Source organism: Hominisplanchenecus murintestinalis (assembly GCF_943193015.1).
Classification (GTDB): Bacteria; Bacillota; Clostridia; order Lachnospirales; family Lachnospiraceae; genus Hominisplanchenecus_A; species Hominisplanchenecus_A murintestinalis.
Map to the genome: position 1 here is coordinate 1 of NZ_CALPCM010000003.1, position 26,516 is coordinate 26,516.

The 26,516-nt window shown below is 48.0% G+C and carries 14 protein-coding genes and 1 other annotated feature; of the genes, 12 read left to right on the forward strand and 2 right to left on the reverse strand.

Features of this window, described 5'->3' with window-relative positions:
* The first annotated feature begins 204 nt into the window (after positions 1-204).
* The 6 genes from NFR99_RS01875 to sigG all read left to right on the forward strand — a co-directional run bounded on the left by NFR99_RS01875 (position 205) and on the right by sigG (position 9,836).
* Complete coding sequence (locus NFR99_RS01875) at positions 205-1,113, forward strand: hypothetical protein (RefSeq protein WP_251352426.1); 909 nt, start codon at positions 205-207, stop codon at positions 1,111-1,113.
* A 28-nt stretch (positions 1,114-1,141) separates the two neighbouring features.
* The gene (locus tag NFR99_RS01880; RefSeq protein WP_251352428.1) at positions 1,142-1,921 is read left to right on the forward strand and encodes a TIR domain-containing protein; all 780 of its coding nucleotides are present in this window, start codon (positions 1,142-1,144) and stop codon (positions 1,919-1,921) included.
* A 94-nt stretch (positions 1,922-2,015) separates the two neighbouring features.
* The gene (locus tag NFR99_RS01885; protein ID WP_251352430.1) at positions 2,016-7,544 is read left to right on the forward strand and encodes an Ig-like domain-containing protein; all 5,529 of its coding nucleotides are present in this window, start codon (positions 2,016-2,018) and stop codon (positions 7,542-7,544) included.
* A 132-nt stretch (positions 7,545-7,676) separates the two neighbouring features.
* Positions 7,677-8,345 carry a phosphatase PAP2 family protein gene (locus NFR99_RS01890; protein ID WP_120483968.1) on the forward strand — a complete coding sequence of 223 codons (669 nt, stop codon included), beginning with the start codon at positions 7,677-7,679 and terminating at the stop codon, positions 8,343-8,345.
* 108 nt (positions 8,346-8,453) lie between these two features.
* Positions 8,454-8,924 carry a pyridoxamine 5'-phosphate oxidase family protein gene (locus NFR99_RS01895; RefSeq protein ID WP_120483969.1) on the forward strand — a complete coding sequence of 157 codons (471 nt, stop codon included), beginning with the start codon at positions 8,454-8,456 and terminating at the stop codon, positions 8,922-8,924.
* A 135-nt stretch (positions 8,925-9,059) separates the two neighbouring features.
* Entirely contained in the window at positions 9,060-9,836 is a 777-nt protein-coding gene (sigG, locus tag NFR99_RS01900; protein WP_120483970.1) for an RNA polymerase sporulation sigma factor SigG, read from the forward strand.
* 47 nt (positions 9,837-9,883) lie between these two features.
* Here sigG and galT read toward each other — a convergent pair whose 3' ends face one another.
* Positions 9,884-11,374 carry a UDP-glucose--hexose-1-phosphate uridylyltransferase gene (gene galT, locus NFR99_RS01905; protein WP_251352432.1) on the reverse strand — a complete coding sequence of 497 codons (1,491 nt, stop codon included), beginning with the start codon at positions 11,372-11,374 and terminating at the stop codon, positions 9,884-9,886.
* A 12-nt stretch (positions 11,375-11,386) separates the two neighbouring features.
* Positions 11,387-12,550, reverse strand: a complete 1,164-nt coding sequence (locus NFR99_RS01910; RefSeq protein ID WP_251352434.1) for a galactokinase — start codon at positions 12,548-12,550, stop codon at positions 11,387-11,389.
* A 208-nt stretch (positions 12,551-12,758) separates the two neighbouring features.
* Positions 12,759-12,974 (forward strand) — a binding site (T-box leader).
* A 41-nt stretch (positions 12,975-13,015) separates the two neighbouring features.
* Here NFR99_RS01910 and NFR99_RS01915 point away from each other — a divergent pair.
* From NFR99_RS01915 to NFR99_RS01940, 6 genes are all read left to right on the forward strand, one after another.
* A complete protein-coding gene (locus NFR99_RS01915; protein WP_251352442.1) occupies positions 13,016-15,661 on the forward strand; it encodes a valine--tRNA ligase in 2,646 nt (881 codons plus the stop codon).
* A gap of 144 nt (positions 15,662-15,805) precedes the next feature.
* Entirely contained in the window at positions 15,806-16,759 is a 954-nt protein-coding gene (gene epsC, locus NFR99_RS01920) for a serine O-acetyltransferase EpsC (protein WP_120483973.1), read from the forward strand.
* 189 nt (positions 16,760-16,948) lie between these two features.
* Positions 16,949-18,730: an adenine deaminase gene (locus tag NFR99_RS01925; RefSeq protein ID WP_251352456.1), complete on the forward strand. Its 1,782-nt coding sequence runs from the start codon at positions 16,949-16,951 to the stop codon at positions 18,728-18,730.
* Between the two features lie 16 nt (positions 18,731-18,746).
* A complete protein-coding gene (gene ade / locus NFR99_RS01930) occupies positions 18,747-20,483 on the forward strand; it encodes an adenine deaminase (RefSeq protein ID WP_251352458.1) in 1,737 nt (578 codons plus the stop codon).
* Between the two features lie 19 nt (positions 20,484-20,502).
* Complete coding sequence (locus NFR99_RS01935) at positions 20,503-22,068, forward strand: permease family protein (RefSeq protein ID WP_251352460.1); 1,566 nt, start codon at positions 20,503-20,505, stop codon at positions 22,066-22,068.
* 173 nt (positions 22,069-22,241) lie between these two features.
* The gene (locus NFR99_RS01940; RefSeq protein WP_251352462.1) at positions 22,242-26,477 is read left to right on the forward strand and encodes a leucine-rich repeat protein; all 4,236 of its coding nucleotides are present in this window, start codon (positions 22,242-22,244) and stop codon (positions 26,475-26,477) included.
* The last annotated feature ends 39 nt before the right edge of the window (positions 26,478-26,516 follow it).

The following is a 26,516-nucleotide window of genomic DNA, read 5'->3' on the forward strand; positions in this document are numbered from 1 at the left end:
GCCTGAGCGCTATTTTGTGAGCTAAAGTATTGATTTTTCAGGGAGCAAATCCCATTTTTAATGTGGGAAGTTTGAGTAAAAAAGTATAAATACCCGGCTGATTGGGAGCAGCGGCTAGAAGAAGGATATGGAATTGATTCTGTAAATTTTTGTAATATTTTAGGTTCACTTCCAAATTCAGAAGAACCGAGAAAGATTGCATCGGTGCGTTCGGAAGAAAACTGGAAAGGGGAGTTAGTAAGAATACGAATACTCTTTGCATGTTATATACAAATAAACGGTGACAAGGGCTATAAAGATTCTGTAGCTTACATTCCGGTAGAGATTGACTTTGGCAAAAGGATTATGCTGATTAAGGCGTGGACAAGGCAGCAAATTGCACATGAGGAGCATAAAGCAGAAAATCTTATGCTTCTTATTAGAAAACTAATGGGAATTGAATTTAAAGTTGTTACAAGAAGCCGTATGTCAGAACACAGAGAAGTTCTCTTTTTTATGAGTAAATGTCTTATATATGAGGCTTATTCTCATGTTCCTTCCTACAATGAAATTGAAAACCAGGGCGGGAGTATCAAAAAATTTGTTGGAGAAATTCTGGAACGATTACCACTGAAAAATGTAACTGTTTCTGGAAAAGGAAAACATGTCCTGCCGGATGGGGTAATGGATTTTGAGTCTGAGATAAAGAATGTGCTTGAAAGGCTGGCGGTCAGCGATTATTTTTTTGACAGAGACTTTAATGAAATTTGGGAAATGGGATTAGAAGCAGTTGTAGCAAGAGTGAAGTTTAATGATGAAGAAAAAGTCCTTACTTCGTTAAGCGGAGAGAATACGTCAACCCCTATTTTTTGTACAAAGACATTTATGTCGTTGAAGAATAGGATGGAGGAGTCTGGAGAAATAGAAACTTTATGGATAACAATGGATCGGAAGAAAGGAAATCTAAATCTGAAATTTGACGCTTCTAATACGGAATATTTAGAGATTTTAATAAAATACGGTATTCGATTTAATGAAGCTGATATGAACGCAGCTTTAGAAATATATGAAAAATATGAGACAAAACTTAATCAGCAGATTGCAGGACATAGTAAGATCGCAATCGGTCAATAGTCTTGGAAATATATATCCGAATAAAATTATGAAATGGCTGGGGATATCTGAGAAAGAGGCTTATGACCTGGTCAAGGATTTGCACACGCAAAGGGTTTTTGTGTTCAAATACAGATTAAAGTGTGGCTGCAAGGAAATATGTACAATATATGAAAACAAATTAATTCATGATAAGAAATTTCATTGCGAAATGTGCGGCAAAGAGTTTTCTGTAAACGATGTAAAAGAAAGAGCAGATATTTTTTATGAAATAGACAAAGAAGAACTGTTGGCATTGGGAGATGAGAAAGTAGATTTTAAAGTATTACCGGATATAAAGGGAAAAGTTGTTTCAATATCTAAGAAGAATGAGGAAAGGCAGGAGAAAAAAACTATGGAAATCTTTATGGGAAGTTCATCGGAAGCAAAAGATTACATGGAGGAAATTGCGTTAAAATTAGAAGAGCTTAATGCAGAACCTTTGTTATGGAATGCTTCAGGGAAAGGTATCTTTGTTCCCGGAACAAGTACGGTAGACGCCTTGCTGGCAATAACCAAAAGAGTACAGGCGGCGGTTTTCGTTTTTCACGCAGATGATAAAATATGGAATGACAAATCAGCGTTGGAATCGTCGGATACTGTCAGGGATAACGTATTGTTTGAGTATGGGCTGTTCATGGGCGCGTTAGGCAAAGAGAACGTGTGTTTTGTTTGTAAAGGGAAATTGCATTTAGCCTCTGATTTAAAAGGAATTACATATATTGATGGAGATTTGGGAGATACTCAAGTGAAATTTAAATTAAAAGATTGGCTTAGCGCAATGGAATAAGCGCTATCTGTATCTTCGTTGGCGAAAAGTTTTTAAATTCCTACAAAAATTCATTTGGTTTAGTACAAACACACAGAGAAGGAGAGGAAAGAGTATGAGAGAAAAACGAGGGAAAAGATGGATGCTGCCCAGGCGTCTGCTGTCTCTGTCTCTGGCGGTGGCTTTGGCAGTGACGGCGACGTCGCAGGTAAGTCCTGCCCGGAGAGTGAAGGCGGAGGCAGCCCTGTCTAATCCACGGATGGTAGCAGACGCATCTATGGTGTCTGGGGGAGTTGTGACTTGGGACTGTGTGTGGTTTGGGAATTATCCACAGAACCGCGTAGACTCTGTGGCAGAGCAGCCGCTCTGGTATGCCTTGGAGCATACAAAAGGATGGGATACAAAAAATGATATAGTATTGGATGGAGTGAAGTATAAACGAACAGGTGAGAGTACAAATTATGACTATTGGAGATATGAGCCGATTAAATGGCGCGTGTTAGAGATAGATGGGAACAGGGCATTACTTTTGTCAGATATTATATTGGATTCTATCTTATATAATAGAACAGACAGAGCCATTACATGGGAAAAAAGTACGGTACGGAGCTGGCTGAATGGATATAGTTCTGTCAGTAACGCTGAAGGTGGTAACTATAGTCAGAACAATTTTATAGATGTGGCATTTACAGTAGCGGAGCAGTCAGCGATTTGCAATACGAATGTTATAAATGAAAAAAGCAGTTATGGAACAAGCGGAGGAAATAACACTTGTGATAAACTTTTTTTTCTTTCGGAATTTGAAGTATGCAGGGGGGATAAAGCGGCAGCATATGGTTTTGCAAGAAAAGCTGATATTCATGATGAAGCGCGTAAATGTAACAAAAGTATGTATGTAGAAAGGAGAAGTTTTGGCAACTACTGGTGGCTGCGCTCGCCGGGCAGTAGTTCGGACAGTGCAATGAATGTGGATTCTGACGGCCAGGTCAGTAGTACCATTCTTAGCAATCTCTACCCCAGTTATTACGGTGTGCGCGTGGCTTTGAATCTGGATCTTTCATCTAATCTCTACTCCTACGCGGGTACAGTCTCCTCTGCGGGGGAGTCTAATTCCGTAGACGCTGAGATTACCGGTACATCCCCGCTCGTCCCGAAGGACGCTACGGCGGAGGAAATCGTACAGAAGATGAACCTAAGCAAGCTCATCAACAATGTGTCCCTGCCCTCAGAAAAGATTGAAGGCCCGTCCGTGACGATTGCGGGGAAGCAGTTCAGCCTGTTTTCGGTGGATGGTTCGCTGAACTTGAAAATCGGAGAGAATGTACAGGCGAAGGTGGACACGGACAAGAAACAGGTGCAGGTGCTGATAGGGTTTGACAAGTTCGACGGTTCGGCGAAGATAGAAGCGGGGGAAAATTCGTCGGCGTACTGGAGCGAGTCTTACAGGCAGGTGAAGGAGCTTTACACCGGGGTTACCGGGAAGAAGGTGGACAGTACTGCGCTCTGGAATAAGTTCAGCAAGCTGCGCGGGAAGCTGAAAAAGGTGGACGGCTCGATCGGCGTCTCGGCGAGCGCGTCCGTGGCTGGCTATATAGAGTTTAACTATGCGTCCGGGGAGATGAAGTTCGCGGAGGGCGGGGTGATTCTGGAGGCGGCTCTGGGCACGGAGCAGACGTATCATTTACCGCCGTTCCCGGCTGTGTATATTACCTTTGGGCTTCATGCGGATTTTAACGGGACGGTTAAGCTGGTGAGAAACGGCGTGATGAATTATTCACCGTCCATGAGCGCGGGCGTCGGGCTGGACGCCAGCATTGGCGCGGGCGTGGGGAGCAATAAGCTGAAGACGTATGCGGAGATTGGGCTGCAGGGGAAGCTGGATTTGAATGTGAAGCTTCCGGCGGCCACTCTGTCCGAGGCGCTGAAGGTGGGATTGTCCGCCTATGTCTATATGGAAAGCAAGGTGTTTGGGTTTGACGGACCGAGCTATGGCCCGGAGCAGTTTGCGAACGTGCAGCTTTATCCCCGGCAGGCGAAGTCCAGGAGCATTTTTGGCGGCGCGGATGTGGCGGAGTTTGACTGGGAGAATGCCAGCCTGTCTGCGAGGGACTATTTGTCGGATGGTAAGGCGGTGAAGTCCCGCGCCGTCGCGGACAGCCGCACGTTTGAGAGGGAAAACCTGTACCCATACAACGCGCCGCAGCTTGCAGGGCTGAAGGATGGGAAGAAGCTTCTGGTGTGGATTGACGATCTGGGCACGAAAGACGGAATTAATAAAACCTCCCTTATGTATTCGGTCTATGACGGGCAGACCTGGAGCAGCCCGCAGGAGCTTGCCGGAACGGGCGGAGCGAACGACTATCCGGCGGTTTATTCGGACGGGGAGAAAGCCTGGGTAGTATGGCAGAAGGCAGGGGAGATGCCGGGGGACGCCACGCTTCCGGAGCTGCTTTCGGGCGTGGATTTATACCTTGCCGTCTGGGAAAACGGGGCGTTTGGCGACGCGGTGCAGCTTACGTCAGAAAACAATGCTTATGAGATGCTCCAGTGCGTGGCGGCGCAGGACGGCAGGATTGGGATTGCCTGGGTGGAGAACTCCGAGAACGACCCTTTCCAGTCGGCGGGGACGAATACGATAAAGATGAAAGAATACATAGACGGCGGATGGCAGGAGCGGACGCTGGCTTCGGGGCTGGACTCTGCGGCGAACCTGAACCTGGCTTATAGCAATGGCGAGCCAATACTGGCGTACGAGGCGGGTGAAGACGAGACGTCTTCTGTCTATCTGGTGCAGGGCGGCAGGACGAAGCAGTTTGAAGGCAGCCATGCGGAGCTGGAAAATGGGGTACTGTATTTCAATTCGGAGGATGGGCTGACGGCATATGATATCGCGGCGCGCTTCCGGGAGGAACTGTTTGCGGAGGAGATGGGCGACTTTACTGTGCTGGACGACGGCGCGTCGAAAGCTATTGTTACCACGGCGTATGACGGATTCCGCAGCGAGCTGCGGGCATACCTGTTTGACGGGGAGACGGGAACATGGTCGGAGGGCGTGACGCTGACAGATGAAGGAAAGTATATCAGGGACTATTCCCTCGCGGCGGACGAGTCCGGGAAGTTGTCGGCGGCAGTAAACTTTGTAGAAATCCAGGAGGATGCGGAGAGCATCTACGGCGCGGCTTCCCTGTGCGTGACGGACTTTGGGGAAAGCGAAGATCTGTCTGTGGGCGGTATCTCATACGAGGAAGCCCTGGTCAGCCCCGGCGGCGTGCTCCCGCTCGACGTTGCCGTGACAAATCATGGGATGCAGGCAGTTTCGGAAGTACAGGTGGAAATCTTGGATGAAGCGGGCAGACAGGTTCAGTCTGGCAGCGTGCCATGTGAACTGGCGCCGGGGGAGACGGCGGATATCAGCTATCCGTACCGGCTCCCATTGGAACTTTCCCGCCACAGAATCGTCCTGAATGCCTGGACGGAAAATGAGACGAAGCGCGGGGATAACCGTGCGGAGACGGAAATCGGCTATGCGGATCTGGCGGTCATGGAACTGCGTCTGAGCAGCGGCGACGCCGGGACGTGCCTGAAAGGGCAGATAAGGAATCAAGGGTATGAGGACGCGGAAGAGACGGTAGTGACGGTTTACGAGTCCGGGAAAGACGGAAGTGTGATAGGAAGCGTACAGTTGGGGACAGTCGCCGGGCAGGGCAGCGCGGAATTTGAACTCCTGATTCCCGAAGTTTACCTGCGGATGCATCCCGATATCAGCGGAAATGTACTGTACATTTCGGTAGAATCAGAGACGGAAGAGTTGAATTATGCGAATAATGCGGAGCAGTACCTGGTGCAGTCAGCGGAGGATGTGCCGTTCCTTTTGAATAAGCAGGAGCTGCGCATGACGACAGGCGATACGGAAACGCTGGAGATTAGCTGTTTCCGTGATACCGCGCTGGCGGAGAAAGCTGTGACCTGGCATAGCAGCGATGAAGCGGTCGTCCGTGCAGAGGATGGGGCGCTTACTGCTGTAGCAGCGGGGGCGGCAGTCGTGACGGCGCGGATAGAAGAAAAGGAAGCGTCCTGCCGGGTACAGGTATCGGCGGGCGAGACTGTGGCAGGCGTGTGCCTGGAGGAGACAGTGATACGCGTCCGCGCGGGAGAGTCCAAGAAGCTGACAGCATCCGTCCTTCCGGAAAATGCCGCCGATAAGAGAGTTGCCTGGGAAAGTTCCGACAGGACAGTGGCAGAGGTAGATGCCGACGGCAATGTGCGCGGCGTTTCCGTAGGCACGGCATTGATAACCGTCCGCAGCGAGGACGGGAACCGTACGGCGCTCTGCCAGGCGACGGTACTTCAGGCAGAGAACCAGAAATATACGGCGGCTTTTTCGGGAGGGGAAAATACCTCCGGGAAACGCCCGGCGTCACTTATCAGAGAAGCCGGGGCTTTGATTACCCTGCCGGAAAATACTTACCGGAAAGCCGGGCTGTTTTTTGCAGGATGGAGCGATGGGGAAAATACGTATCAGGAAGGAGCTTCCTATCGGATGCCTTACCGGGATGTAGAATTTACCGCGCTCTGGAGTGAGGAAGCAGCGCCGGAATATACGATTACCGCATCGGCGGATGTGGGCGGAAGCATCACGCCGGAGGGGGAAGTCTCCGTCCGGCAGGGCAGGAGCCAGGCATTTTCTATCCGGGCAGAAGAGGGATATACCATCGGAGATGTGCAGGTGGATGGAAAGAGCGTGGGAAGCGTGGCAGAGTATACTTTTGAGGAAGTATCGGAAAACCATACCATCCAGGCGTCTTTCAACAGGATTCCGGCGGTGAAGGTTCAGGGCATCACACTGAATGAAAGCGAATATACTCTGAACGTCGGCGAAACTTTTCAGCTGACAGCGTCTGTATTTCCGGGAAATGCCGGGGACAGAAGCGTTTCATGGAAATCGGAACATGAAGAGATTGCAAACGTGAAGAACGGAATGGTCACGGCGGTATCTCCGGGGGATACCGTGATTACGGCGGAAAGCGTGGACGGGAGTGAAGTCAGCGCGTCCTGTACCGTCCACGTAGCTGCGGAGCCGGACAAGACGCAGCCCGAGAACCCGGATAAAGATCAGCCGCAGAATCCCGGCGGAAACCAGACGGAAGCCCCGGACAAAAACCAGCCTGCAAAACCGAATCCGTCAGACGACCAGAAGCCGGATAGCCGCCTGAAAGAAGGCAGCATCCTTACAGACAGCCGGACTTCGGCAATCTGCAGAATCACCGGACTCTCACCCGGCGAAGCGGAATACATAGGATGCGCAAAGAAAAAAATTGCCGTAATAGTACCGGATTCTGTAACGGCGGGCGGAAAAACATTTTCTGTTACAGGCATTGCAAAGTCGGCGCTGAAAGGAAACAAGAAGCTGAAAAGCGTGATTGTCGGTAAGAATGTGAAGATAATCGGAGAAAAAGTTTTCTATGGATGTAAATCCCTAAAAAAGCTGATAATAAAATCGAAAGTCCTAAAGAAAGTTGGGAAAAACGTTTTTAAAGGAATACATGTGAAAGCACGCATCAAAGTACCGAAAGCGAAACTGAAAGCCTACAAAAGGCTGCTGAAAAAGAAAGGGCAGGGCAGGAAAGTGCAGATAAGGAAGTAGAAAATCCTGCCGGATTCCTGAATGGCTGGTGAAATTTCTTAAATAAATCGAAACTATATTGATTCTAAAAAAACAGAGTGCTATAATAGCTCCCGACATAATAAGCATGTATCATACAGGGGAGATGATTTTATGAAAGTGATAAGAAAGTACGGGCATTTCATAATAGTTCCGATATACCTGGTCTTTTATCTGCTGGTGTTTCAGCATGTAGAAAGCCGTTCTGGTGCACAGGTACATATTCTTCATACGCGGCTGGATGACATGATTCCATTCTGTGAATACTTTATTATTCCGTATGTGCTGTGGTTTGGGTATGTAGCGGCGGCTGTCATATATTTTGGACTGATAGGCAAGAGCAGGCAGGAGTATTTTCGCCTGATTGCGTCTCTGGGAATCGGCATGACGCTGTTCCTGGCGATTTCTCTGGTATGGCCGAATGGCCACGCGTTGCGCCCGTATCATTTTGAGCATGAGAATATTTTTGTGGATATGGTCAGGTTCCTGTATAGGATTGATACGCCGACGAATATATTCCCCAGTATTCATGTGTTTAATTCCATTGCGGTGGCTGTGGCAGCAGCGGACAGTGAGGCGCTGAAAAAGCATACCTGGGTGGTTCGTGGTTCGAATGTGCTTGCGCTTCTGATTGTATGCGCTACGGTTTTCTTAAAGCAGCATACGGTGCTTGATGTGATTTCAGCCGTATGCCTGAACCTGCTGTGCGTGCGGTTTATCTATAGGCCAGGATATGCAATCGGCAGAAGAAGTGTGACGGAACGTGTTGAGGTTTTGAAATAGGAAATGGCATAGGCGCAGCTTTCTGCAGTTGCTTATACAAATAAAGGAATTTGCAGCCCGGATAAATGCCGGGCTGTAAAAGTACGTGAATACATGAGGAGGAGCAGGATGAAACGGGAGATAAGAAACAGCGCCAGGGCGTTGACAGATGAAATGACAAGAGAACTTCTGGAGAGAGGGGAGTTTGGTGTGCTTTCCACCGTGAGCAAGGATGGGGAGCCTTACGGGGTGCCTATGAGTTATGCTTTTGCAGACGGAAAGGTGTATCTTCACTGCGCCAGGGAGGGGCATAAGCTGGATAATATTTCTGATGTGTCCCAGGTATGCTTTACAGTCGTAGGGGAGACGGAAGTGCTGCCAGAGAAGTTCAGTACAAAGTACAAATCGGCGATTGTGTTTGGAAAAGCAGAGATACTGGAGGATGGTGAGGAAAAGATGCAGGGGATTTTAGCTCTGATGGAAAAGTACAGTCCTGATTTCCTGGAAGAAGGGCGCGCGTATGCGGAACGTGCATTTGCAAAATTTAAGGTAATTAAGATTGTACCTGAATATATTTCGGGAAAGGGCAGAATCAGCTAGAACGTTTTGCGGGCATCCTTTAAAGCTTCTGATTTGTCAAGGTCTAAAACTTTATTAAATTTCGCCGGGAATTGAATACGAGAGAGGCATAATGTGAAACATTTTACTATACCAGGTAATAGGAGGATGAACATTATGGCTCTTAATAAGGTTGAAATATGCGGCGTAAATACATCGAAGCTTCCGCTTTTAAGCAATGAGGAAAAGGAAGCTCTTTTTGCGCGGATTCAAGAGGGTGATATGGAAGCACGCGAGCTTTATATTAAAGGGAACCTGCGGTTGGTGCTCAGCGTTATCAAGCGTTTTGGGAGCAGCAATGAAAATGCAGACGACCTTTTTCAGATTGGATGTATCGGTCTGATCAAAGCGATTGATAATTTTGATTCTACGTTGAATGTAAAATTTTCTACCTATGCAGTTCCTATGATTATTGGGGAAATCAGGAGATATTTGAGGGATAACAACAGCATACGGGTGAGCCGTTCGCTGCGTGATACGGCATATAAGGCAATTTATGCGAAAGAAAATTATGTAAAAAAGAATCTAAAGGAACCGACAATCAATGAGATTGCGTCGGAAATCGGGATTTCCAAGGAGGATATTGTATATGCGATGGACGCTATACAGACTCCGGTGAGCCTTTATGACCCGGTGTATACGGAAGGCGGGGATACGCTTTACGTGATGGATCAGATTAGCGACAGGAAGAATAAGGAGGAAAACTGGGTAGAGTCTATTTCTTTAAATGAGGCAATCCAGAGACTTGGCGAGAGGGAGAGGATGATTATTGAGATGCGGTTTTATGAGGGGAAAACGCAGATGGAAGTGGCAAATGAAATTCATATTTCCCAGGCGCAGGTGAGCCGTTTGGAGAAGAATGCACTCAAAATTATGAAAGCATATCTGACATGAAGAAATGAAAAGGGCGGCTGCAAATCACAGCCGCCCTTTTTAGAGGATTAAAGCAAATCAATAAACTTCCGGAAGTCTTTCCGCCCTTTTTCGTCGCATTTATAGACGCCGGCACATTCTAAGACTTTCATAAAGACGATTCCAACCTCTTCCTGAATGATATCCATAACATTTTCCTGAGTAATTGTCCCGTATTTCGGAAGGAATTCTTCAACCCAGTCTGCGTGTTTTTCCAAAGTTTCGTTTGAACGGATATCTTTACCGGAAACCATATATTCAGCGAGCAGTTCCAGTTCCGGTTTCAGCCTTGCGGGAAGCACAGCCAAGCCCATGACTTCAATCAAGCCGATATTTTCTTTCTTGATATGATGAAGCTCTGCATGAGGATGGTAAACTCCAAGGGGATGCTCTTCGGTGGTAATATTGTTCCGCAAAACAAGGTCAAGTTCGAAAATTTCTCCCCTTTTTCTGGCAATCGGCGTAATCGTGTTGTGCGGTTCCCCATCCGTCTCGGCAAAGATGAAGGCATCTTTGTCTGTATACCCTCTCCAAAGCTCCAGGATATGGTCTGCCAAATCAACCAGGCGGTCAGGTTCTGCGTGCTGCAGACGGATGACGGACATGGGCCATTTTACGATTCCGGCAGTGACGTCCTCATAGCCTTTTATCGTAAAGGAAGCTTCTATCGGAGCCTTTGCCATAGCGAATTCGTAGTTTCCGCCCTGGAAATGGTCGTGGCTCAGGATAGAACCGCCCACAATCGGGAGGTCAGCATTGGAGCCGACGAAATAGTGGGGGAACTGGCGTACGAAATCCAGCAGCTTGGCAAATGTGTCGCGCTCAATTTTCATCGGGGTATGCTGGGAATTGAATACGATGCAGTGCTCATTGTAATATACATAAGGAGAGTACTGGAATCCCCAGGGTTTTCCGTTTACGGTAATCGGCATGACGCGGTGGTTCTGGCGCGCCGGGTGGTTGGTGCGTCCCCGATAGCCGATATTCTCCATACAAAGCTGGCATTTAGGATATCCACTCTGTTTAGCAGCCTTTGCGGCAGCAATTGCTTTCGGGTCTTTCTCCGGTTTGGAAAGGTTGATGGTGATATCTAAATCGCCGTATGGCGTAGAGGTCACCCATTTCCTGTCTCGTGCGATGCGGTAACGGCGGATATAGTCTGTATCCTGGCTGAATTTATAGTAGGCGTCTGTAGCTTCCTTTGGGGATTTCGCGTACAGTTCCTGGAACGCACGGATGACTTCGTGGGGTCTTGGAGTGAGCAGCCCCATAATCCGTGTGTCAAACAAATCGCGGTATACGATGCTGTCTTCCAGAAGTCCGTTTTCACAGGCATAATCCAGGATTTCTGCCAGGGTAGATTCCAGTTCCACATCTGTATAGGTTTCTTCCGGTTCTTCGTACTCGTCCAGGTTCAGAAGCTCTAAAAGTTCATTTGTAGTGAAAATCCTGTCCTCTTCAGTAATCAGGCCGGTTTCCAGACCGTAAGTTACTAGTTTTTTTATACTATTGAAAATCATGGTGTTTCCTCCTTATATTCTCGCAGGGCCGTCGCCGATTTCTACTACATAAAAGTCAGCGGCATAGCCGATTTTTTCCTTATAGGCTTCTCCTACATTTTTTTTGAAGTTTTCGATGGCGCCGTCTTCTACGATGCTGACGGTACAGCCGCCGAAGCCTGCTCCGGTCATACGGGAACCGATGACGCCGGGCTGTTTCCAGGATTCCTCTACCAGTGTGTCAAGCTCGATGCCTGTTACCTCGTAGTCGTCCCTCAGGGAAACATGGGAAGCGTTCATCAGCTCTCCGAAAAGGCGGATGTCATTTTTCTTCAGCGCTTCCACGGCGCGGAGCGTCCTCTGGTTTTCATATACGGCATGTTTCGCACGCCTTACGCGCACTTCATCTGCGATGGCGCTTTTATGCTCTTCAAATTGTTCTTCTGTGAGCTGTCCCAGATTATCAATTTTTACTGCTTTCTGAAGCTCTGCGAGGGCAGTCTCACATTCTGCGCGTCTTTCATTGTATTTTGAGTCCCCCAAACCGCGCTTTTTATTGCTGCAGGCAATGACGATTTTCGAGCCTTCCAGATGAATGGGGGCATATTGGAATTCCAAATTGCTGGTATCAAGGAAAATAGCATGGTCTTTTTTACCCATGGCAATGGCGAACTGATCCATGATGCCGCAGTTTACGCTGTTATAATTGTTTTCGGAATACTGTCCAATCAGAGCCAGATCCTGATTTGTGACATCGAACCCAAACATGTCTTTTAATATGTAACCTGTAAGCACCTCCAGGGATGCGGAAGAGGACAGACCGGAGCCGTTCGGGATATTTCCGTAAATAACGATATCCATGCCGTTCGGGATATCCATGCCGCGCTGCGTAAATGCCCACATCACACCCTTCGGATATGCAGTCCAGATCGATTCTTTACCTGGGTTCATATCGGTGAGGCTGGATTCAATGACGCCCTGGCGTTCGAAGTTCATGGAGTAGAAACGCAGGAGGTTATCGTCGCGTTTCCTTGCCGCTGCATAAGTGCCGATAGTCAGCGCGCACGGAAATACATGGCCTCCGTTGTAATCCGTGTGCTCGCCAATCAGGTTTACGCGCCCCGGAGCGAAATAAGTACGGATATCGCCCTCACTGCCAAAAAGTTCTTTGAATTTCCCCAATATCTGTTCTTTCATGTCGCGTCTCCTTTACTTTTAAATGATTTTAGAATAATTCAGAAAATAGAAAACATTTCTGTAAGCATTATAACACATTTAAAAGGGGTGTGAACAGAAATAATGTTACTTTTGCATAAATTTGTAAGATTGCGGAGTCAGATATCTAAATGCCCCCGGTTGACAAATCCGGGCGGAGCGTCTATGATAGAAGTACAATAGTTTATATACAAAGGCTGGGAAGAAGAGGAGTACATATATACCCCCGACAGGAAGGATATTCCGCTGACTGAGAGGATATCCAGGGAAGGATGTATGGAAGGTAGCTTTGGAGCCGGAGGGCTGAATGTATCAGTAAGCTCTCCCGTAAGTCCGCGTTAAGGAGAAGAGGTGTCTGCCCTGGCAGATGTGAAAAAAGGTGGTACCGCGATAACTCGCCCTTTGCAGAAAGCTGCAGAGGGCGTTTTTAAATGTAAGGAGGAAGCTATGAGCAGAGAACTGGCAAAAACTTATGAGCCAAAAGGAATGGAAGACCGGATTTATCAGAAATGGATGGACAAAAAATATTTTCATGCGGAGGCAGACCGCAGCAGAAAGCCTTTTACGATTGTGATGCCCCCGCCGAATGTAACCGGGCAGCTTCATATGGGACATGCGCTGGATAATACGATGCAGGATATTTTAATCCGCTATAAGAGGATGCAGGGATATAACGCGCTGTGGCAGCCGGGAACTGACCACGCGGCAATCGCTACAGAGGTCAAAGTAATTGAAAAGCTGAAAGAACAGGGGATTGACAAGGATGAAATCGGACGTGAAGAGTTCCTGAAACATGCCTGGGCATGGAAGGAGGAGTACGGCGGAAAGATTATCAATCAGTTGAAAAAGCTGGGTTCCTCCGCAGACTGGGATAGGGAGCGTTTTACGATGGACGAGGGCTGCTCGAAAGCAGTAGAGGAAGTATTTATCAAGCTGTATGAGAAAGGCTATATTTACAAGGGTTCCCGGATCATTAACTGGTGCCCGGTGTGCCAGACTTCAATTTCGGACGCCGAGGTAGAGCATGTGGATCAGGACGGGCATTTCTGGCACATTAATTATCCGATCGTGGGGGAAGAAGGGCGGTTTGTAGAAATTGCTACCACTCGTCCAGAGACATTGCTGGGAGATACTGCCGTGGCAGTCAACCCGGAGGATGAGAGATATCAGGATTTGGTGGGCAAGATGCTGAAGCTGCCGCTGACAGACCGGGAGATTCCGGTGGTGGCAGATGCCTATGTGGATAAAGAGTTCGGGACAGGCTGCGTAAAGATTACACCTGCCCATGACCCCAATGATTTTGAAGTGGGAAAACGGCACAGCCTGCCGGAAATCAATGTGATGAATGACGATGCGAGCATCAATGAGCTGGGCGGCAAGTATGCGGGCATGGGACGTTATGAAGCGCGCAAAGCGATTGTGCGCGATTTGGAGGAACTGGGCCTGCTGGTGAAGGTAGAACCGCATACCCACAATGTAGGAACGCATGACCGCTGCAAGACGACCGTGGAGCCGATGGTAAAGCAGCAGTGGTTCGTGAAGATGGAAGAGATGGCAAAACCGGCGATTGAGGCGTTAAAGAACCACACGCTGAATTTCGTGCCGGAGCGCTTTGATAAGATTTACCTGCACTGGCTGGAAAATATCCGCGACTGGTGCATTTCCAGGCAGCTCTGGTGGGGGCACAGGATTCCGGCGTATTACTGTGATGAATGCGGGGAAATCGTAGTGGCAAAGGGAATGCCGGAGAAATGCCCGAAATGTGGGTGTACGCATCTGACACAGGATGAGGATACGCTGGATACTTGGTTTTCCTCAGCGCTGTGGCCGTTTTCTACTTTGGGATGGCCGGAAAAAACGGAGGATTTGGACTATTTCTTCCCGACAGATGTGCTGGTGACAGGATATGATATCATTTTCTTCTGGGTAATCCGCATGGTATTTTCTTCGCTGGAGCAGACAGGGGAATCGCCGTTCCACCATGTGCTGATTCATGGGCTTGTCCGCGACTCGCAGGGAAGGAAAATGAGCAAATCTCTGGGCAACGGCATTGACCCGCTGGAAATCATAGATAAATATGGCGCAGATGCGCTGCGGCTTACACTGATTACCGGAAATGCGCCGGGAAATGATATGCGTTTTTATATGGAGCGCGTAGAGTCCAGCCGAAACTTTGCAAACAAGGTATGGAATGCGTCGCGTTTCATTATGATGAACCTGGAAAAAGCGGAGGTTCCGAAAGAAATGGACGCGCAGCTTTTGACCGGGGCGGATAAATGGATTCTTTCGAAGGTGAATACCCTGGCAAAAGACGTTACGGAAAATATGGATAAATATGAGCTGGGAATCGCCGTGCAGAAGGTGTATGATTTTATATGGGAGGAATTCTGCGACTGGTATATTGAGATGGTGAAACCCAGGCTTTACAATGATGAGGATACGACGAAGGCGGCAGCGCTCTGGACATTGAAAACTGTACTGGTAAATGCACTGAAGCTCCTGCATCCATATATGCCTTTCGTAACAGAGGAAATTTTCTGTACTCTCCAGACGGAGGAGGAATCCATTATGGTTTCTGCATGGCCGGAATTTACAGAGGCATGGGACTTTGCGTCGGATGAATTTGCGGTAGAAACGATTAAAGCGGCAGTACGAGGCATCCGGAATGTGCGTGCGGAAATGAATGTGCCTCCCAGCAAGAAGGCGAACGTGTTTGTCGTTTCCGAATCGGAAGAAATCAGGAAGATTTTTGAAAACGGAAAAGTATTTTTTGCTACCCTGGGATATGCGAATGAAGTGTCTGTACAGGAAGATAAGGCAGGAATCGCTGATGACGCTGTGTCAGCTGTGATTCCGAAGGCAGTGATTTATATGCCTTTTGCTGAGCTGGTAGATATTGAAAAAGAGATTGAGCGCCTGAAAAAAGAGGAGACACGTCTGACGAAGGAACTTGCGCGCGTCAACGGAATGCTGGGCAATGAAAAGTTTGTAAGCAAGGCTCCGGCGGCAAAGATTGAAGAAGAGAAAGAAAAACTTAAAAAGTATAGCGAGATGATGGTTCAGGTAAAAGAAAGACTTGCACAGCTGACATAGAGAAAGAATATAAGATGATACTAGGGTCAAAAGGTCATGCGTTTCAGGTCCGCATGAAAAAGCATGACTTTGGGACAAAGGCTTTTGACCCCAACATCATAAAATAGGATAATCAGCATAAGCGGAGCGTTGGAAGGAGTGTGTATGAGTAAAACATCACAGCAGAAAATAAGCGAAATGGTAGAGGGGCTGCTCGGCAGCTATGAGGAACACCCGATTATCTGCAATATCGATTCGGAAAACCAGATTAACCGGGATGTAATTCTGGAAATCCTGGATATGCTGCGCTGGCTCATCTATCCCGGGTACTTCGAGATGAGAAAGCTGAAAAGCAGCTCTATCGAGTACCATGTGGGCGAAATCCTGGAAAGTGTGCGCTACAACCTGACGAAGCAGGTGATGAAAGCATTGTATCATGACTCAAAATATCAGACAGAAGACGCGGACGAGGCGTATGCGCAGGCAGAGTGCATTGTTACCCGGTTTCTGTATAAGCTGCCCAAGGTAAGGGAGGTGCTGGCTACAGATGTTCAGGCCGCATATGACGGCGACCCGGCGGCATTTAATACAGATGAAGTAATCTTTTCCTATCCGGGCGTCTATGCGGTTTCTGTCAACAGGATTGCCCATGAGCTTTATCAGATGGGAGTTCCGCTGATTCCGCGTATGATGACGGAACATGCCCACGGCCTGACGGGAATTGATATCCACCCGGGGGCAACTATCGGGGAATATTTTTTCATCGACCACGGCACCGGAGTGGTAGTCGGGGAAACGACGACGATAGGGAAGAATGTAAAGCTGTATCAGGGCGTAACGCTGGGCGCGCTTTCCACCAGGGGAGGCCAGGGGCTGCGAGGCATGAAGCGCCACCCGACGATTCAGGACAATGTGACGGTTTATTCCGGGGCGTCTATTCTGGGCGGAGAAACCGTGATTGGCGAGGGCGCCGTAATAGGAAGTAACGCGTTTGTAACGGCATCAGTGCCGCCCCATACCAGAGTGAGCATCAAGAATCCTGAACTGCAGTTTAAAGACCGTTCCAGGACGGCAGAACTGGGGCAGGAAGGATTTTTTAACCGGAAAGAGCGGGATTAAGCTTGACAATTTTATATCGAAAGTATAAGCTGTATTCAAGTAATTGAATATCGGCTGTATGATCGAAATTCTATAAAGATATATCTTGGGACGGGAAACCCGATCTGCCATGAGCAGGATTTCCTGCGTCTGAGGTATATCTTTCTTTTACCCAAAGCTATAACTATATAATGAAAAGGAGAAGTACTCATGGAGAGAAGTGTATCTGATTTAAAAGAGAGAATCCGTGCGGGCAGGGGACTGGTCCCGGCGCATAAGGTGATTCGCGGCGGGCAGCTTGTCAATGTCATGTCAAGCGAGATTTATCCGGCGGATGTGGCAGTTTACAATGATATGATTGCGGCTGTCGGCGATGTGGAGGCGTATATCGGGCCGGAAACGGAGATTATCGATGCGGGCGGCAGGTATCTGGTGCCGGGCATGATTGACGGGCATATCCACAGCGAATGCAGCAAGCTCAGCATTACCAGCTATGCGAAGGCTGTCGTGCCTCACGGGACGACCAGCATGATTTCCGGACTTGATGAGTATATTTCTGTTTCCGGTCTGGAAGGGCTGCGTGAGGTGATGGACGAGGTGAAAAAAAGTCCGCTCAAGGTTTTTTGGGGCGCGCCGTACAAGACGCCGTATACGATTCCCCAGTCTACGATTGCATTTAACTTCAATAAAGAAGTACATGCCGAGGTACAGAAATGGCCAGAGTGTTTTGGCGTATGGGAGACAGTGCGTGAATTTATCCAGGAAGAGGATGAAGATACGCTTGGCGCCATCTCTGAAGCATTTAAGAACCGCCTTCCGGTATTTGGATGTGCTCCGATGGCGAGAGGGAACGACTTGAATGGCTATCTGTGCGCGGGCGTGCGTCTTGACCATGAGAGCTATGACCATGAAGAGGTTGTAGAGAAGATGCGTAAGGGGATGCATATGCTGATTCGTGAGTCTTGTGTGACACATTTCCTGGAAGAAAATATCCGTGCGGTTACGGAGGTAAATCCGGCGTTTGCCCGCCGTGTAAGCTTCTGTACGGATGATGTCACAGCGACGGACATTCTGAGCAAAGGACATCTTGATAATGTTGTGCGTTTGGCAATGAAAGCTGGCGTGGAGCCGATGACAGCGATTCAGATGGCAACCATTAACAGCGCCGAGGCATACCGCATCGACCATCTGGTCGGCTCGATCTGTCCGGGACGTATTGCGGATATTTTGTTTGTTGACGATTTGAATGAATTTAAGATTGAGAAGGTCATGACAAACGGAAAGATGGTTGCGGAAAATGAGCGTCTGTCCTATGAGCTGAAAGCGCCGGAAAGAAGCTCAGTACTCAAAGGCGCGCTCAAGTGCAAAATGACAACGAAAGCTGATTTTGAATATAAAGTATCCATCTCAAGCGGTGAAGCTACCGTGCTGGCGATGGATGTCAAAGGGCCTTTCGTCCGCAAGCGGAGAGATGTGGTGCTAAAGGTTGAAAACGGTATCGTCCTGCCGGATGTGGAGCAGGATGTAGCAATGGTTTCCGTGTTGGAGCGCTTTGGCAGAAACGGAAATAAGTCTCTGGCGTTCTGTTCCGGCTGGAAGCTAAAGAAAGGTGCAATGGCGTCTTCAGCAGCGCCGGATGACAACAATCTGGTTGTTATGGGAGTAAATGCGGAAGATATGTCGATTGCAGCAAACTACCTTATCGAGCAGGGCGGCGGCCAGGTTGTGGTTGCAGACGGTGAAATTGTGGAGTTCCTTCCTCTGCCAATCGGCGGTATTGTAAGTGACTGTGAGCCGGAAGAGGTGGCAGAGCAGGAGAAACGGATTGACGCTGCGGCGCGTGCGCTTGGTTCCGATTTGCCGAATCCGATGATGTATATGTTCTTCCTGCCGATTACGGCGATTCCGGATTATGCGATTACGGATGTGGGCCCGGTAGATTATCTGGCGCTGACTACCTTTGACCCGGTATTAGATTTGAAAGAGGCGTAAGCAGAGGAGAGAGACGATGGAAAAAGAAATGCTTAGAAAATTGATTCAGACTGCTTCCGGGGAAATTCCGGCAGAGACAGTTATTAAAAACTGCAAGGTGCTGGATGTGTTTTCAGGAAAATTTACAGAGGGCGATATCGCGCTCTGCGGCGGGCAGATTGCGGGCGTAGGAGAATATCACGGGGAGACGGAGATTGATGCGGAGGGACGTTATGCGGTTCCGGGCTTTATCGACAGCCATATCCATATCGAGTCTTCCTACCTCTGCCCGGAGGAGCTGGGAAGGCTTCTGGTTCCACACGGTGGGACGACGATTATCGCCGACCCGCATGAGATTGTAAATGTCTGCGGAATCGAAGGGCTGGACTATATGATGGAGGCGGCTGAAAATACGGCGCTTGACATTCAGTATATGCTTCCGTCCTGTGTGCCGGCGACACCGTTTGAGAATGCAGGGGCGACGGTGGAAGCGCCGCAGATGGGTGAGCCGATAAAGAGAGAGAAGATTCTTGGGCTTGGTGAGTTTATGAATTTCCCAGGCGTGCTCTCCACGGATGATTCTGTACTGGACAAGCTGTTGCTGGCGAAAAAAGAAGGCAAGCTGATTGACGGGCATTCACCGGGACTGTCCGGGCTGGCTCTGAACGGTTATGCGGCTGCCCGCATTCAGGGGGATCACGAGTGCGCTGCGGTAGAAGATATGCAGGAGCGGATTGCCTGCGGTATGTACGTGCTGCTGCGCCAGGGATCTGCCTGCCATGATTTGCGGACGCTGTTAAAAGGCGTTACGCCGGAAAACAGCCGCAGATGCCTGCTCTGCTCGGACGACCGCCAGCCAAAGACGATTTTGCAGGAGGGGCATCTGGACAACCACCTGCAGATTTGTGTGGAGGAGGGGCTGGACGCGGTGACCGCGCTTCGCATGGCGACTCTGAATGCCGCTGAGTGCTTCCGCCTGTATGACAGGGGGGCGATTGCCCCGGGGTACCGCGCGGACATTGTGCTTCTGGATGATCTGACGAAGTTCCATGTAGACAGAGTGTGGGTAAAGGGCGTGCTGACGGCAGAAAACGGAACATATCTGCCGGATGTGAAACGTCACGATATTTCCGGCGTTATGGGGAGTATCCATTTGAAAGATTTTTCAAAAGAGAAGTTCCGGATGCATCTGAAAAGCAATCGTGTGAATGTGATTGAAATTATGCCGGGCGGCGTTGTGACAAAGAAGTCAGAGGCAGAGATTACACTGGATGAGCATGGGGAATTTATCTGGTCGGAGGATGTGGATCTGGTCAAGGTAGCTGTAGTGGAGCGTCACAAAGGTACGGGGAATGTGGCTTGCGGTTTTCTGAAAGGTTATGGAATCAAAGAGGGAGCCATTGCACTTTCCGTTGCGCATGATTCCCATAATATTATCGTCGTAGGTGTAAATGATGATGAGATGGAGTCTGCGGTAAAATATCTGGAGAAACAGAGCGGGGGAATCGTTCTGGTGAAAAATGGAGAAGTCGTGGAGAGTATGCCGATGCCGATTGCCGGGCTGATGAGCGATCAGTCGGGCGAGTGGGTGGCAGAAAAGCTGGCGGCGCTGCATGAGGCGGCTTATACGCAGCTTAGAATTGACAGCACGGTTGAGCCTGTGATGACGCTCTGCTTTATGTCGCTGGCCGTTATTCCAGAGATTAAGCTCACGGATATGGGGCTTTTTGACGTGACAAGCTTTTCGTTTATCCCGGTCGAGATAGAGAACTAACACAAAGGAGAGAGAAAAAATGAACAAAGAGAAAGCACTGGTGCCGTTTTTCAGGCGCGGCGATATCGGCGGCGTGTCTTATGCGGTAACAAATAACATTGTCAACTATTTGATTGTCATTGCAACGCTGACGGGGGTTCTTGGATGGCCGGATGACATTGTATTCGGCTTTGTAGTGCCGGGTATGTCTATCGGCTTGATGCTTGGATGTTTCTATTATGCGTGGATGGGATATAAGTTATCAAGGAAAGAGGGGCGTGCGGATGTTACAGCGCTTCCTTCAGGTGTGTCCACTCCCGCTATGTTTGTCATTCTGTATGGCGTGGTTATGCCTCTGAGTTATGCGCTGGAAGATCCAAAACTGGCGTGGTCTGCGGCGATGGCGGCATGCTTTATCGGCGGTTTTGTTGAATTTTTCGGCGGATTTATTGGCCCCTGGATGAAAAAGCGGATTCCGAGAGCTGCGCTTCTTGGCACTGTAGCGGGAATCGGATTTATCTGGATGGCTACCCAGGGTGTGTTTGATATCCTGAGTGATCCGATGGTAGGGCTTCCGGTGCTGTTTATCGCAGTTGTCGGTGTTTTCGGGGGGTATCTTTTCCCGAAGAAGATTCCGCCGCTGGTAGTGGCGATTGTGGGCGGTATTATTTATGCGTTCTGTCTGGGACGTACTACCGTGGATTTCAGCAGAATTGGGTTCTATTGTCCGAACCCGGCGACGAGTATTCAGTATTTGATAAATGGTTTTGCAGTTGTCGTACCATATCTGACGATTATTATTCCGGTGGAAATTTATAACTTTATCGAGACGATGGATAATGTAGAGGCGTCAAATGCTGCCGGGGATAATTACAATGTGCGTGAGGCGCAGTTTGCAGATGGTATCTGCACTATGATTTCGGCATTATTTGGAGGTATCATCCCCAATACGGTGTGGCTTGGCCATGCAGGGCTGAAGAAAGCAAATGCCGGAATCGGCTATTCTATTGTGTCCGGCGTGGTATTTGGAATCGCTGGTATTTTTGGACTATTTACCTTCCTGAACAGCATTGTTCCTCCGGCAGTGTGCGCGATTACCTTCCTGTGGTGCGCGGTTGTTATGGTAGCGCAGGCGTTTGACGTCTGTGAGAAAAAGCATTATGCGGCGGTTGGTATTGCTATGGTGCCGTCTGTTGCGGACTACCTGTACACACAGGTAACCGGCGCCGCGGGGCTGGCCGGCCATTATACAGAGGTGCTTTCGACGGGAATCAATGACTTTACGGCGGATGTTTCGCAGCAGCTGCTTGATGCGGGCGTTATGTGGAACGGCGTAGCCGCTACAAAAGCAGGTGCTATTCTAATCGGCATCCTGCTTGGAACGATGACGGTTTTTGTTATTGACAAGAAGCTGGATAAAGTGGCGGTTACAGGAGTGGCAGGCTATGTATTGGCGGCGCTTGGGTTTATCCACAGTGCGGCGCTTGGTCTCTATCCGCTGTCTCCATATGCGCTTGGTTATCTTTCCATTGCTGTGCTTGCGTTCATACTCCACCTTGGACGGGATTCCTGGTTCAAAGGCCCGGATAAATTTGATTATATTTAATTATTTGGATGCAAAATAGAGATAGAAAAGAAATCGCAGACCGCAGCCAGGATATGGCTGCGGTTTTTTTGAGTGTTTTTAATAAAAATGTTGAAAATTAAGCGGAAAATATGTTAGAATTGTATAGAAATATATCCATAAAGCATTAATTTAAGGAAGAAAGGAGAAACACAATGAAAAGAAAACATTATTTTGGGATAATTGTTATGTGCATTCTTTTGGGAGCATTTGCTTTGGGAAGTTTAGCAGTGCATGCAGAAGAGACGGGAGCCGTGACGATTAACCCGGTGGATTATGGGGCAGATCCCACAGGGCAGAACGACAGTGCAGAAGCCGTGTGGCAGGCATTTGAAGCGGCTAAGGAGGCCACTGCAAATGGTGCGTCTCACGTTACAGTTGAATTTCCGGAAGGGGAATATCATATTTATAAAGACAAGGTTCAGCAGAGAGAATATCATACGTCTAACACGAACAGTATTGAAAATCCTACGAAATGGATTGGACTGCTAATTGAAGGGCAGGAAAATTTTACATTGAAAGGAAATGGCTCGCTGTTCATGTTACATGGAAATATGATGGCGTTGGCGGTAGTACATTCAAGAAACGTTACTTTGGAGGACTTTTCCTGGGATTTTGGCGTACCTACCATATCAGAAATGACAGTTACAGGAACAGGGACGGCGAGCGACGGGAAACCGTATACAGACTATCGGATACCGGCGTGCTTCCCGCATGAAATTACCGGAAATACGATTACCTGGCAGAGTGAGCGCAGCCCATATACAAACCAATATTATTGGACACAGACAGGTTTCCACAATCCGTCTTATGGAATTGTGGCGTATCAGCCGAATGGCGAAATGTCGAGGAATTATTATACAGATGCGGGGCCGTTTACCAATGTTTCCAGTATCCAGGCGATGGAGGATACAGATAATACAGGCGATACTTATATCCGAATTGTATATACATCAAAAACAGCGCGGATGGAAGAACTGCAAAAGGAAGGGGCTGTGCTTCAGTTAGCGGCAAATGCGCATCGCCAGACAGCGGGGGCATTTACATGGGAGAGTGAGAATGTCACTGCCAGAAAGGTAAATGTCCATTATATGCATGGATTTGGCTGGCTGATTCAGATGAGTAAAGATGTCTATTATTATGAATGCAATCTTGTACCGAGGGAAGATTCCGGGCATATTGTAGTAAGTTTTGCGGACGGAATTCACGCGTCCGGAGCAGCCGGAGAGCTGGTGATTGAGGACTGTAATTTTGCAAATACACATGACGATCCGATTAACCTGCACGGAACTTTTACGCGTGTGGAGCAGCGCGTAAGTGATAAAGAGCTGGTATTGAAATATATTCATAACCAACAGGGAGGGTTTCCGCAGTTCCATCCGGGAGATAAGGTAGCATTTTTCACCAGGGATACACTGGAATCTACAGATAATGAAACATTGTACACGGTAGCTTCGGTAGTCAATCCGGGAGAAAGCGGTAATGACCTCAGGACTATGCAGGTAACTTTTGAGGAGACTCTGCCTTCTAATTTAAGTGATAAAATCGGGAACGAACCGAAGTATGTGGCTGAAAATGTCACTTATGCGCCTAAGGTAACCATCCGTAACTGCACATTCCGGCAGGTGCCTACCAGGGGGATTTTGTGTACGACCAGAAATCCTGTCTTGATTGAAGGAAATACTTTTAAAAATATGTCAATGGCGACGATTTTTCTTTCCAATGACTCCAATGACTGGTATGAATCCGGGCCAATCCGGGATATGACCATCCGGAATAACGAATTCTACATTAAGAGTATCGGGAGAACATCATGGGACTATGCACCGGCGGTTTATGTCCATCCGGTTACAAAAGGCGGCGGTTTGCCTTCAGCAGAGAATCCAATTCACAAAAACATTACGATTGACGGGAATATTTTCCATATGGACTGTGATACTGTCGTGAAAGCGGAGAGTGTAGAAAACCTGACAATAACGAACAATGTAATTCTTCGTACCAATCCGGAGGTTTCTCTTGAAATCAGTTCACCGCAAGACAGAATCCTGGAAGGAGAGAAGCTTACTTTAGATACGGAAGCTGACGGGAAACGCTTTACGGCGGCAACAGAAAATGTTTATGAGTTTACGAAATGTAAGAATGTTACACTGGAAGGAAATACATACGATGATGGTTTGAAGAGATATGCAGTGCTCAGTAATATGCCGGATGAATATTTGAATAACAGGGATAAAGACATTATGGTGGCATATGACAGGAACCAGCCTGCTTCGGAGCCGGTATCAGATGTTCGGTATAATAGCAGTGCGCCGGAAATCCTTTCCGTAGACAAAAATGGAAGGATGACGGCAAAGAAGGCAGGAACAGCCGAGGTTTGGGCATACTATGTGTGGAATGGAGAAGAAATTCATTCGAACAGAGTATCTGTGACTGTTGTTGGTGCAGATGAATTGCCTCCGGAAGATGTCGTGACCATCAATGGTGAAGATAACCGGATTCTTGAACGTATAGGTGCAGAGATTTCATTTTCTGCTAATGTTGCTTCCGGTAAGACAGTCCTGTGGTCTGTAGAAGATTTCCTGACAGGAGGCTCTACTGACGCGGCAAGTATTGATGAGAACGGGACCCTGACAGCACGGAAAAATGGAATTGTCCTGGTAAAAGCCGTATCAGGGCTGAGTGTTGACCGTAAAATCGTTATTATCAGCGCATCGATAACAGGAGATAGAAACGCTGATTTTACAATCACAAGAGAGGACGCAGAGAATTATACACTGACGGAAGACAAGATTACGATTGATATGCAGACAGGTGATTTATATAATAATAATAATACTCTGAAAAACCTGTTTCTGTATCAGATACCGGAGAGTTTGGACAGAAATAATCTCAGAACCGTGATTAAGCTTGAAAATCTTCCGGCAAAAGAGAGTGGGCAGTGGGACACGGTATCATTTTTCTTGTATAAAGATGATGACAATTACATTTCCGGCGGAAAGAAATCGCATTATGACGGAATTGTGACAGTAGCGGAAACGAATGGTTCTGCTGCGGAAACAGGAGGAGATGCGGCTCAGAATGAGCTTTCGTCCGCATACCTGGGCTTTTATAAAAATGGGAATACGGTTTCTGTAGATTTTAAAACGGAAGATGGCCAGTGGCAGCATGTACGTGATATACCTGCAGATATGCTGGGAAGCAGTTACAAAATCGGATTTAGCGCTTGGGAGACAAATGATAGAGGGAAAACAGCAGTGTTTTCAGGACTTCGTGTAGGTTCCGGAAATGTTTCTTATGAACAGCTTTGTTCTCAGGAAGCCATTTCTTTTATGGAACTGGAAAACCAGGCGCCTGTAGCTGCAGGTGCGGCGTTTGACAGCGACAGCTATGAAGTGGGAGATACGGCTGCCGTAAACTATGATTACAGTGATCCGGAGGGGGATGACGAAGGCAAGACTCTGTTTTGTTTTACTTACAGTAACGGCGTCAGAGAGGTGACAGAAAATCCCAGCTTTAAATTAGAATATGAGGGCACTGTAGAATGTTGGGTTTATCCGGTAGATAAGAAAGGCAGACCGGGGACGCCGGCGGTCACTGCAAAAGCCCAGGTGAATCCGATGAAAGTTCCGGGAGAAACTGAAGGACTGCAGAGCGCGGTTGAAGAAGCAGAGAAGCTGAACCTTGATGGTTATACGGTTGAAAGCGTAAAGAAATTCCAAAGCGCCCTGGAAGAAGCAAGAAGGGTGTTAGCGAGCGGTTCAGGACAGGAAGAGATCGATGAAGCTCTGAGGGCTTTGCAGAAAGCAAGAGAAGAGTTAGAGAAAAAGCCGTCAGGGGGAGAGCAAAATCCTCCGGGAGGTAACCAGAATCCTCCGGGAGACAATCAGAAGCCACCAGAAGGTAATCAAAATCCGGGGATTCAGAAGCCTGCTGCTGTTCCGGCAGTTGGGACAGTGATTGTGACAGGCGGCATTCAGTATAAAGTTACAAAATCAGATGCAAAGAACGGTACGGCTGCGGCAGTCAAACTGGAAAGCAAAAAGAAATCCAGGATTGTGATAGCAGATACTGTTAAAAAAGATGGTTTTACTTTTAAGGTGACAGAAATCAATCAGAAGGCTTTTCAAAAGAATAAGAAAATAAAGAGTCTGGTTATAGGGGGAAATGTAAAGAAAATTGGCAGCGCGGCATTTTATAAATGTGCGAAACTGAAAAAGGTTACATTTAAAGGCAAAGCCCTCCCTCAGATCGGTAAAAAAGCTTTCAAGGGCATTGCTGTAAAATGTAAAGTTACTGTTCCCAAAAAGACATCGGCAAAACAATTGAAAAAATGGAAAAAGAAAATGAAAGCGGCGGGCGCGGGAAGCAGGACAGTGTACAGGAAAAAATAGGAGCGGTTCTTTATATGCCGGGGAGATCAGAAAACAGCT